We start from the raw sequence: 11,619 nt of genomic DNA, 5'->3' as shown, positions 1-11,619 counted from the left end.
GCTACCGGGTTGCAATAGGCCCTACGCTATAGGTATCGGAGCAAGCAGGCGGCGAAAAGCGGCCTGCTTGCAGTATCAGGCGGCCAGCTTTATCACCTTGCCCATGCGGTCGAGCAGGTGGGCATCAGAAAACTGCTGGATGGTGGCAATGAGCTCAGCTTGCTGCGGCACCGGCTGCTGGCGAATAGCCCAAATAGCCTGCGCCAGCAGGTTAGCCCGGAATACGTCGTAGTTAGGCGTAATGTCGGGGTCGGAGAGGAACTCCAGCACGTTCCGGAAGAATGCCTCGGGCCCTTGCTCAAAGTAAGATGCTTTGGCGTACAGCCAGTTGTGCAGCACCAGGCGGTTGTAGGTAGTGGTGGCCAGGTCGCGGAGCAAGTCGCGCAGATAGTGCTGGTAGTAGAACTCGTTGCCGTAGGTGGGGTGGTCCATGAGCTGGGTGTTGTGGCCGGCCATGCGGCCCAGGCTGTCTTCCAGAGTAGCTTCCTGAAACAGCTTCACCCGCCCGAGCAGGGCTCCATCCCAATCCGCAATAAACAGCCCGCTGGCCTGGCCTGAGTGCACGAAGGTGAGCGTGTTTTTTATCAGGGCGTGGGCCTGCTCATACTGCTGCTGCTTGAGGTAGATGGTCGCAATATTGTGCAGCTGCTCAATGCGCCGGTGGATAAACACCTCGTAGCCCTCCTGCTCCAGCCGGGCGCTGATGCTCAGCCCATGTAGCAGCGTATCAATGCCCCGCGTGCCTTCCCCGTTTTTGTAGTAGTAATTACCCCAGGCCGAGAGCTGGAACAGCGTCACAAACTCAACGGCCGGGGCGGGCAGGCCAGCCTGGCGCGCATCCGTGAGATGCAGCTGGGCCAGGGCCGCCGTTAGCTCGTTTTTGCGGCACAGCTGCACGGCTTTGTAGTAATGCGCTACCAACTGGCTGGCCTGTTCGGCCACCTCGGGCCCTACCTGCGCTTTGAGCTGGTTGTTGAACAGGGCCGTGAACAAAGCCTGTGTATCGGGGGTGCGCAACTGCTCAGGAGTGGTGCGCGAGTAGCGCAGGGCGGTGAGTTGCTCAACAAAGGCGGGAATAAAGCTGCTCATAGCGGTAGGGAATAAAGAAGGGAGAGTGAGAATAAATCAGTTACCGAGTTCCAGCTGGTTTTTAATCAGCTCGTAGTAGTAGCCCCGCTTGCGCACCAGCTCTTCGTGGCTGCCCTGCTCTGTTACTTCGCCGTTGTTGAGCACGATAATGTTGTCGGCGTTTTTAACGGTGCTGAGGCGGTGGGCCACAATTACCACGGTTTTGCCTTGGAAAAACTCGTTGAGGCGCTCCATAATCACCTTCTCATTGTGGGCGTCCAGGGCGCTGGTGGCCTCGTCCAGGAAGATGTAATCGGGGTTTTTGTACACCATGCGCGAGATGAGCACCCGCTGGCGCTGCCCCCCGCTCAAGCCTTTGCCATCTTCCCCAATTTTGGTGTGCAACCCCAACGGCAGACTGCGGATGTACTGCTCCAGGTTGGCAATATGCAGGGCTTTTTCGATGGCCGGCTGGCTGCGGTGCTCGGCGTTGATGGCAATGTTGTTGCCAATGGTATCGGAGAAGATAAACCCGTCCTGCATCACAATGCCGCAGTGCTGGCGCCAGTGCTGAGGGCTGATGCGCTCCAGCGGCATGTCTTCTACCAGCAGTTGGCCGTCGGTGGGGGTGCAGATGCGGAGCAGGAGCTTGAGCAAGGTAGTTTTGCCGCTGCCGCTGGAGCCCACAATGGCGGTAGTCTGGCCTTCGGGTACTCGGAAGCTGATGTTCTTCAGCGTAGGCTTGTTGCCGGCCCCTGGGTACACGAACGATACGTTTTGGAGTGTAATACTACGGCCCGTGGGCAAGTCGTGCACGTAATCTTTGCTGGGGGCCTCTTCTTCTTCCAGCACCTGTACCTGGCCCAGGCGCTCCATGCTGATGCGGGCATCCTGATAGGTCTGCAGAAACAGGGCCAGTTGGGCAATTGGGCCGTTCATCTGACCCACAATGAACTGGATGGCCATCATGTCGCCCAGGGTCATCTGGCCGGCCATTACTTGGCGGGTTGCCAGAAACAGGATGAAGATATTTTTGGCTTGGTTAAGGAAAGTGGAGCCTACCTGCTGGTACTGACTCAGGGCCAGGGAGCGGACGTTGAACCGGAATAGCTTGGCCTGAATACCCTCCCACTCCCAGATTTTCTGGGTGCCGCAGTCATTAATCTTGATTTCGTAGATGCCGTTGATGAGCTGCAGGGTTTTGGCGCGGTTCTGGGCGGCTATTTCAAAGCGGTTGAAATCCAGCTTTTTGCGGCGCTCCAGAAACAGGTAAATCCAGCCGCAGTACAGGGCGCTGCCCCCTAGGAATACGCCGCAGATAAGCGGATTGTAAGCGTACAGGATGGCCCCGAACACGCTGAAGGTTATCATGGAGAACAGCGTGTTCAGCGAGCTGCTGGTCAGCAGGGCTTCAATGCGCTTGTGGTCCTCAATGCGCTGCAGAATGTCGCTGGTGAGCTTGGTATCAAAGAACGACAGGGGCAGGCGCAGCAGCTTGTGCAGGAACTCCGACAGCACCGCCACGTTTACGCGGGCCGTAATGTGCAGCAGAATCCACCCCCGAATCAGCTCCACCGAGGTCTGGCCCAGCGTAAACAGCAGCTGCCCCAGCAGAATGATGTACACGAAGTTCAGGTCGTGCCCCTTGATGCCGATATCTACCAGGCCTTTGGTGAGGAACGGCAGCAGCAGCTGAATGGCGGCTCCCACCACCAGCCCGGCCATAAGCTGCTTCAGGAGAGCTTTGTAGTGCAGAATGTGGTCCAGCAGCTGCGTTACGCCAATGTGGCGGGTGGCTTCATCGTCCTCAGCCTTATAGAAGGAGGGCGTGGGCGTGAGCAGCATCACAATGCCGGCGGCCTTGTTGTGGATGTTGGTATAGGCCCAGTTGGCCAGAAACTCCTCGCGGGTGTAAGTATGCAGACCACTGGCGGGGTCGGAGATATATACTTTGTTGCGCTTGATTTTGTAGAGCACCACAAAGTGGTTGCGGCGCCAGTGAATGATGCAGGGCAGCAGCGCCTGCTGCTCCAGCTTCTCAAAGGTCATGTTGCCACCCACGGCCTGAATGCCCAGGGTTTCAGCGGCCTTGCTGATGCCCAGCAATGAAACGCCGGTTTTGCCTATCTGGCTAAAGGAGCGGATTTTCTCAATGTTGAAGATTTTGCCATAGAACTTGCTTATAATCTGCAGGCAGGTAGGCCCGCAGTCCATTACATCGTGCTGCTGATAGTGGGGGAAGCTGAGGGTAGCCATGGCCGATACCGGATTTACTAGGGTGATTATGCCAGCCAGATGAACTCATCCAGGGCGTACGTACCCCCGGACAGGGCCTGCAGCAAGGTGAGGCCGATGCCCGTGAGGCCCAAATTGAACCCTACCTGGGCCGTAGGGTGCTGGAAGAAGAAGGAGCTGAAATTCAGATACTCGTTGGGCTGGTTGGCCCGGGCGGGAATCTGCTCCAGCCAGTAGCGGGCGGCAGCGTTGAACTCGGCCAGGCCCGTGCGCTGGTAAAAAGCCGCGTACACCAGGTGCGCCCCCGATACTCCGTAAAAGATGGACGCGTCGTGCAGGTACGTGTCGGGGAGGGAGGTGCGGTGGGTGGTGCGCAGGGCAATGGCCGCGGCTTCGGCCCAGTACTCCAGGTTGCCCAGCGCGTCGGCGGCCCGCAGAATGGCGTAGGCCGTGCCCAGGTCGCCGTAGGGCAGGGAGAGGTTGTTGGTGCGGTCCTGCTTGCCCCGCCACAGCGGAAACGACGAGAGGTACTGCTGCGGGTCGAGGCGGGTGTTGAGCAGGAACTTGATGGCGTAATGCATCAGCACGGCGCACTCAGCCTGCCGAAACCCAACCTCATAAAGTGAGGTCAGAAAGTTGATAACCAGGGCGCTGCCGTGGGCCAGGCCGGTGTACACGCGGGGCTCCACAATTTGCCGGCACACCCAGTAGTAGCCCGTTTCCTCGTTGCCTTCGCGCTGGTCCTGCAGGGCTTCCAGCATCATATCCATTGTCTGCCGGGCCTTTTCGGAGTGCTGCACCCGCCGCAGGAAGTAGGTACCGATACCCACCGCACCATTGATGCGCTCCAGGTTTTTCTGCTCCAGCAGGTAGCGCAGGCGTTGGTCCAGAATGGTATCAAACTGCCCGAGCAGGCGCTCAGCATCCCATTCCAGGTGGCCGTTGCGGATGAGGTGGCAAATCAGGTTGCCCAGCTCGGCCAGCTCCTGGTAGTAATTGGTGCCAAAATCCGATTTGTAGCTGCCGGGGTTAAGCTGCCCGAGTACCTGCTCCAGCTGCTCCTGGGCTAGGGTGTAGTACTCAGTTTGGCCAGTGTAGGCGGCGTAGTGGCAGTTGAAGAGGATGGAGCCTCCCAGCCCCAGGCCTACGCCCAAGGTAGTGAGCTGCCCGGCCTGGGGCCCGTGGAGCTGGGCGGCTATGGCGTGCAGTAGCACGTCCAGCTCCACGGTAGTTGCAGTGAGTGTCTGGGTTTGCATAGCGGGTGCGGGCCTTACATGCCCAGGCGGTTCAGCTCGGCTGCGTTGCCGTTGGATTGAACCCGCTTGCTCTTCAGGTCCGTTTTGCCCAGCTTGTAGCTGAAGGCCAGGCGGACGCGGCGGGTGTCGTTGCGCAGGATGCCATCCGTCACGGCCGGGGCCACGTTGGAGGATACCCGGATGTTGGCTTGGTAGAACAAGTCGGCTACGTCCAGCTTCAGGAAGGCTTTCTTATCCCAGAAGGTCTTTTTTATCCCCGTCGATACGTAAGAGTAGGCGCTGTAATCGAGCAGACCGGTGAAGGAGGGCGAGTTGTAGGCCGCGTAGAGCTGGGCCGTCCAGCCCTTGCCCAGCGTGAAGGTGTTGTCCGAGGAAGCCGTGTAGTAAAACTTGCTCTTGGTGTCGAAGCGGCTGGTTTCGTTGAGCAGCGTTGGGTAGGTCAGCTCCTGGTACAGCAGGCTCACGTTGTTGTTCATCGTCCACCACTTGGCCGGCGTGAGGGGGGCCGTGAAGGTGGCGCTGCTCTGGTGACGCTGGCGGAAGTTGCGCTGGGTCATGATCAGGCGCAGCGTAGCCGGGTCATAGAGGTACACCGTCGACATGGCATTAGTCGTTTGGGTGTAGGCCAGCTGCAGGCCGAAACCTTTGTAGAGGTGATTCCAGGAGAAGGTGTGCACATACTCCGGCCGCAGGTAGGCATTGCCCTTCTGGGAGGTGTAGTTGTCCAAGAACAGCTCGTACGGAATCAGGCTGGCGTAGGAGGGCCGGTTGATATTCTTGGCGTAGGCCAGGGCCGTAGAGTACTGATCCGACACCTTATAGTCGGCGCGCAGGTTCGGGAACAGGCTGAAGTAGCTGGAGTCGATACCCCCGATTACCCGGTAGTGCGTCTGCTCGGCGCGCAGGCCCATTTGCAGGCCGAGCTTACCGCTGGTCCGGTTCACGCTCACGTAGCCGGCCGCAATGCGCTCCTGGTAGCCCAGGCGGGAGAGGGGGCCGGCGGGCTGCTCGTACCAGGTTCCGTCGTTCATGGTTTCCACTACTTGGCGGCTGCTGTTGCCGGTGCGGGTCAGCTTGGCGCCGGCTTCCAGGCGCAGCGTCGGCGAGAACACCTTGGTATAGTCGGCGGCGGCGGTGTAGATGTCGTAGTTGGCCGGGGCCGAGTTGCGGAAGTACGCTTTGGTCGGCTCCGTGGCCTGGGGCGTCAGCAACTCTTGGTCGAAGGTCTGCTGCTGGCTGCTGATGTAGTTGGCGTAGTTGCCCGATACCAGCACACTGGAGCCTAGGCTGTCCAGTACGCGGCGGTAGAACAGGTTGTAGTTGGCAAAATCAACCCGTAGCCGCATGTTGTTGAAACTGTTGGAGAAGGTGGTGCCCTGGGGCTGGTCGATGACGGCCTTCACGCGGCCCGAGCCATCGAGGCGGGACAGCACCTGGCTGACATCCACGCCCACCGTGTTGCGCTTGTTGAAGTGGTAGTTGAGGCTACCGCTCACGTTGCGGTTCTGAATGGTTTCGTCGTCCAGGTTTACATCCTGGGCAAAGCGGCCCACGGGCGTCAGGCCCTGGTACAATGTGCGGTTTTGGTAGCCCCGCTCCAGATTGCCGCGGCGGGTATAGCCCAGCGTAGCCGTAAAGTCAATTTTGGCAGTGCTCACGCGCAGCCCACCGTTGAGGCCGCCGGCAGTGCGGTAGCCCTGGCTTACGTTGGTGCCCACGTTGGCCGTCCAGCCCAGTTCTTTGCTGCGCTTGGTGTAGATTTCAATTACTCCGCCCGAGGCATCAGCATCGTACTTGGCGGAGGGGTTGCTGATGAGCTCAATCCGCTCAATCTGGTCGCCGGGGATGCTAGCCAGCACGCTCTCCAGGTTAGCGCCGGGCAGGCGCTTGCCGTTCAGCAAAATCAGCACGTTGCTTTTGCCCCGAAAGGAGAGGCGACCATCAATAAGCTGTACTGAGGGGGCCATGGCCAGCAGGCTGTAGCCATCATTGCCGGCAGCCAGCACACTCTCGCCTACGTTCATCGTCACCCGGTCCAGCTTCTGCTCAATTACCGGGCGGCGGGCCGTTACTACAACTTCACCCAGGTTATGAGCGGCCGTGCTCAGTCCCAGGGTACCCAGGTCCAGGGTGGGCGTACCGGGTGCCACCTGTACTTCCTTCACTAGGGTCGTGTAGCCCACCATCAGCACGTTCAACTGGTAGCTGCCGGCGGGGGCTTTCATCGAAAACGCGCCCGCATCATCCGCCAGCGTCGACTGCACTACTTTGCCTTCTGCGCCGGGTGCTTTCAGCACCACGGTAGCAAAGCTCAGGGCTTCTTTTTTATCCTGGTCGAGGGCACGACCGGTTACGGTCGTCTGGGCCAGGGCCGGGGAGTGCCAGGCCAGGAGCAGGCCCAGGATGGCTACAACGAGCCGAAGATTAGAGGAGGAAGAGTGTTTCATGGCAGCTGGGATAGTAGAACTGGAGGTTTGGAGTTTGCTGGAGATGGTTGCGGCAGGGCATGGGAAGAGGAGCAGTTAGTTGAAAAGTCGGGTTAGGATGGGGGTGCGGCGGCTGCTCAGGTGCAGGGTGCCCGTAAGGTTGTTAATGGTAGCCACGTGCTGGGCCAAGGCCGTATTGGAGGCGCTGTCGAGCTGGCCGGTGTAGGAAACCTGGCCGTTACGCACCACGGGGTTCACGTAGCCCAGACGGCCCTGCAAGTGCAGGCTGGTTTCGGTACGGCTGTCCAGCAGCACCTGAATCGGGAAAGCATTGTTGCGGCGGAGCTCGGCTACCTGACCAATATCCAGGCGGCCGCTAAACTGATAGGCGTTGTGCAGCGGGACCAGCATGCCTAGCGTATCGCCGGGGCTAACCGGAGTACCCGCCAAGTGCAGTAGTTGCAGCGTGCCGGCGAAGGGGGCGCGTACCGTATCGGTAGCCACGCGGGCCAGGGCTTGGCCGGGCTGTATTGCCTGCCCGGCTTCTACCAGCAGCTGCAGGGTACCGGCGGGCTGTACCAGGTAGTGCGGCTGGGCAGTGCTCCGGATAGAAACCGGCGTACTGTTGTGCTGCGGCACGCCTATCACACTGGCCCCAGTCAGCAGCAGGGCCAGCACCAGCAGCAGCACGCCACCTCCCACCCGAATGTTCCAACTGGGCGGCGTACCAATTATTTCGGTGATTTCAGCAGAGTACAAAGGGCGGTTTTCCATGGCTGAGCTACAGGGTTGAGGCGGGTTGCGCTACCGGTTGGCGCTGCTTGGTGCGGGCCAGGGCCGAGGCATAATACTTAGTGAGGTAGTGGTACACCACCAGCTCGTGCAGGCGCTGATCGGCAATGAAGATGCGGTTCAGGAACATGTGCAGGTAGCTGGGTAGCAGCTCGCTGATGCTGGCAGCTACGTTGCGGCCGGGGTAGTGCGTAGCCCAGGTACTCTGCAGCTCATCGTAAGCGGCGCGGAGAGCTACTGAGCGGTTGTTGAACAGGTCCACAGCCTCCTGGATATAGGGCGTGTCGTTGGCCGGGTCCAGGAAGCTGGTGAGCGTGCGGCTTACCTCCCGGTACTTGTCGTTGAGTTGGTGCTTCAGCTGGGCGTTGCCGTTGAACTCCTGGAAGAACGCTTGGTAGATGTGCTCGGTGAGGGCTAGCTTATCCGGCAGGCTCAGGTTGAAATCCGACAGCAGCTGATCCACGCCGCGCACGGCAAACAGCCAGCGGAAATGCTCTCCTTCGTCGCCCTCAATCAGGTTCAGGAAGCCCGCCACCGCCTTGCTGTCGTAGTGGAAAAAGGTTTCGCTGAAGCCGATGGTAGCCGTACCGTAGCGTTCCAACTCGCGGTGGTAGGTGTCGTATTGGATGCTTTGCACCACGCGCTCCTGCTGCAGCGGGGCCAGGGCCTGGTGGAGGCGGGCAATGATGGCGGCCAGTTGGCCAGGCTCGGCATCGTGCTGCAGGCGCAGGCGCAGGTGAGGTTTGGGGTCGTTGTAGCGGATGAAAAACCACCGCCGCAGGCCGTGCTGCGCCTCCAACTCCTGGATGCAGGGCAGCAGGTGTTCCGTCAGGATTCGGTCGGCCCATTTGGCCCCGCAATACACTTTCAGGTACGTCCATTCGCTCCCTAGCGCAAAGGTGCGCTGCACGGTAGTGGCGGGCCGCGTGGGCAGGCGCTTGGGAGCCGGTGCCGGCGCGGTATGCGCAAACGGAACAATAACTTCGTTCACGTAGCTGGCCAGTCCTTCGCCACCTACCAGGGTGGTATCGGGGCGGTGCACAAACTCGAGCAGGATAACCGGGCCTTTTTTCAGCTGCTGAGCCAGAATTTCAATAGCCAGCGGGCAGGCAAAATCCAGCAGCAACTCATTGTCGAAATCGGCCAGCACTACTTGCTCCGGTAGGTGGTACTGCTCCCGGAAAGCCCGGAGCTGCTCCGGCGTGCGCACGGCGGCTACCACCGGATGGGCAGTGGCCGGCAAATGCCAGCGGGCCCGGCTCAGAATAACGTGCTTGTACTCCACGCGCGGCAGGTAGGCCTGTTGCCGCAGAAAGTCCCAGTCCCACACCACTGTAAAGGGGTTTTGCTGGGCCTGCAAGTCGCAGAGAAACTTATAGATAGACAGGCCGTGGTTGTAGTTGTGGGCCGTGGTGAGGCGGGGCAGCACCTGCTTGTTCAGGCGCTTCGAGCGGAGCACTACCTTACCGTTGCGCACCGACACCAGCAGGTCGGAAGCGGGTAGCTGTTTATCCAGTGGCACGGAAGCGTTACCCAGGAACGGAATTTCGTATTCCCGCAGCTTGCTGCGCTGAATAACGTTACCGGTGTGAGCATTGGGGAGGTGGACAATTTCGGCCAGCAGGGCCTCGCCGTAGGTAGCCTGCTCGTGCTCCGCGCAGGCGGCCAGCTTCTCGGCCAGGGCCGGCTCGGCGTGGGCAAAGCGAGCCAGCAACGACATAGCCCCCGGCCCACTGTACGACATCAGGTTGAATTTGAACTCGCCGGCATCCAGGGCCTCGGCCGAAGCGGCCACCAGGCTACCGATGGCGAAAAGCGTAGAGGGCAGTTGCACCGGGTTATCAGCGGCCAGCGGAGCCAGGTCGTCATCAGTAAGCGTGATGGTGGTGAGCTGCCGGGCCTGACTCTCCAGGAACTTGCCCACAATCAGCTGCCGGTACTCCGACCAGTTGATTTTGCGGATGCCGGGCTTGCCCGGTGTGCGCACATCGTCTACCAGCGGGGTGTGGTTCACGCGCGCGCCGGTGGCTTTGCCATACCCCAGGCCGGCTTCACTGTCAAGGGCTTCCAGCAGCGGAATTTCCTGTTCCTCGTACCGCTCGTAGAAGTTCTTGATGAACGTCTGCAAATCGGGGGGCAGGGCCGCTTTGAACAGGTGCGTCAGCGCGTTCAGGTTCTGACTCAGCTCCGTTACCGCCTCCTTGTTCAGGGTGTTGGCGCTCATGTTCAGGCGCAGATCGGTCTGAATCAAGTCTTTGCTGGTAGCAGAAGGGAAAGCCTGGCGGATAATCTGCTCCACGGCTTGGTAGGTACCCGTGCCAATGGTGGGGCCTTGCAGCAGCGCCTGAATTTGCTGCAGTTGCTGCAGGCTAGGATGCTGCGGGCCAATGGCCTGTACTTTCTCTACCAGTACGTTAAAGAATTCCGGACCCGTTACTGTGGGCTCCAGCTCCGAGAGCAGGATCTGCCCGTCAATGAGCTGGTTCAGATAGCGTTGGGCACTATCCGGGGCGGCGCCGGCCTGCGTGAGCACCTGCAGCAGGTGCGCGTAGGTGGCCCCGGTGGCGGCAGCGGCCAGTATCAGCTCCAGGTAGCGGGAAGCCTTCACGGCCACGAGGTAATAATAGCGTTGCTTGTTGCGGATGCGGTACTCGTAGTAGCGGTACGCGTCGCGGGTTTTGTAGAGGCTGGTATTAACGAAGAAGGATAACCGGGTGCGCAGCTCGGCATCCGCTACTACCTGCTTGCTGAGCTCCGTGATATAGTTCATATCCAGGCGGGCATGCTTGTAGTGGCGGCTTGCCGGCGGCGCCAGCTGCAAGTGCGTGGGCTGGCTAGCCACGCGGCCGGTGCTGAAGCCGGCAAACAGGCCGTAGGGCGTGCAGCGGCTGCTCATGCGCAGCAGGTATTTGTAGAGGGTGAGCAGTAGGCGCTTATCATCGGGCTGCTGGCTGTCGGCGGGGCGGGCCAGCCATTTGCGCATCTCCTGGTATAGCTCGGGGCTTACCAGGTAAATGGCTTCCTGCAGGTCGGGGGCCTGATACAGCGCATGCATAGCGCCAGCAATGTCTTCTGATTGCTGCCAGGAAGCGTGGAGTCGCAGCAGCTCACTAATGGGCAGAAGCGGCAGGCGCAGCAGGTAAAAATCAAAAGGCGTTGTGGCGCTATGCATGATTCAGACGGTCAGACGGTGAGGAACTCTGATGAGGCGCTGTGGCGGGCGTCGCGCCGGGAAGATGAAGGCACTGAGCATCCGGCAGCCTGAAAATTCAGGTTGAAGGTGGGCTGAACCGGAAAGTGGGGTTGGCGCTCAATCGGCCGGGCGACGCCGGACTGCGGGTAGTTGCCAGGTAGCTCCTGGCCTAACAAATAGTCAACTAAATGCCTAACGCTGACAGAATAGAATATCGGCTGAGTACGACGGGCTTATTCGTCAATTTCGTTGGCTACATTACCATTGCAGGTCGTCGACCAGCACGAGGTCATGCCACCGGCAGCAGCGCCACCTTCAATTTCCTGCAGCTGCTCGTCACTCAGGTTGGCAATGATTTCTTTGTCGAGATTCAGCTGCTCGTTGAATTGTACCTTTTTCATAGTGGTAAGAAATTAAAAGTTGAAAATTGGAAAGGAGGAAATGATAGGCTGGTGGGTTTCAGGAAAACGCGCCACGGGCACGTTTTCCTGAAATGAAAACCAGAAAACTATTCTGCCTCAACCGATACCTGGCCATTGCACGAGGTGGACCAGCAAGAGGTGAAGTCGCCGGCAGCGGCGCCACCTTCAATTTCCTGCAGCTGCTCTTCGCTCAGGTTGGCAATGATTTCTTTGTTCAGGTCCAGTTG

At 59.7% G+C, this 11,619-nt stretch carries 8 protein-coding genes; all 8 read right to left on the bottom strand.

The window, feature by feature from the left end; all coding sequences use genetic code 11:
- Positions 1-75: 75 nt before the first annotated feature.
- The gene (locus LF252_RS19720) at positions 76-1,089 is read right to left on the bottom strand and encodes a hypothetical protein (RefSeq protein ID WP_226271314.1); all 1,014 of its coding nucleotides are present in this window, start codon (positions 1,087-1,089) and stop codon (positions 76-78) included.
- Between the two features lie 36 nt (positions 1,090-1,125).
- Complete coding sequence (locus tag LF252_RS19715) at positions 1,126-3,324, bottom strand: peptidase domain-containing ABC transporter (RefSeq protein ID WP_226271313.1); 2,199 nt, start codon at positions 3,322-3,324, stop codon at positions 1,126-1,128.
- A 26-nt stretch (positions 3,325-3,350) separates the two neighbouring features.
- The gene (locus LF252_RS19710) at positions 3,351-4,559 is read right to left on the bottom strand and encodes a lanthionine synthetase LanC family protein (protein ID WP_226271312.1); all 1,209 of its coding nucleotides are present in this window, start codon (positions 4,557-4,559) and stop codon (positions 3,351-3,353) included.
- A gap of 14 nt (positions 4,560-4,573) precedes the next feature.
- Complete coding sequence (locus LF252_RS19705) at positions 4,574-7,006, bottom strand: outer membrane beta-barrel protein (RefSeq protein ID WP_226271311.1); 2,433 nt, start codon at positions 7,004-7,006, stop codon at positions 4,574-4,576.
- A 75-nt stretch (positions 7,007-7,081) separates the two neighbouring features.
- The gene (locus LF252_RS19700) at positions 7,082-7,759 is read right to left on the bottom strand and encodes a hypothetical protein (protein ID WP_226271310.1); all 678 of its coding nucleotides are present in this window, start codon (positions 7,757-7,759) and stop codon (positions 7,082-7,084) included.
- Between the two features lie 7 nt (positions 7,760-7,766).
- Entirely contained in the window at positions 7,767-10,949 is a 3,183-nt protein-coding gene (locus LF252_RS19695) for a lantibiotic dehydratase (protein ID WP_226271309.1), read from the bottom strand.
- 254 nt (positions 10,950-11,203) lie between these two features.
- The gene (locus tag LF252_RS19690) at positions 11,204-11,371 is read right to left on the bottom strand and encodes a class I lanthipeptide (RefSeq protein ID WP_226271308.1); all 168 of its coding nucleotides are present in this window, start codon (positions 11,369-11,371) and stop codon (positions 11,204-11,206) included.
- A 107-nt stretch (positions 11,372-11,478) separates the two neighbouring features.
- Positions 11,479-11,610 (bottom strand): class I lanthipeptide, encoded by a 132-nt coding sequence (locus tag LF252_RS23185; RefSeq protein WP_226271520.1) that lies wholly within the window; start codon positions 11,608-11,610, stop codon positions 11,479-11,481.
- Between the last annotated feature and the right edge of the window lie 9 nt (positions 11,611-11,619).

This window comes from Hymenobacter pini (genome assembly GCF_020421205.1).
Classification (GTDB): Bacteria; Bacteroidota; Bacteroidia; order Cytophagales; family Hymenobacteraceae; genus Hymenobacter; species Hymenobacter pini.
The sequence above is the reverse complement of the archived record's forward strand: the minus strand, read 5'-3'. Positions and strand labels throughout refer to the sequence as shown.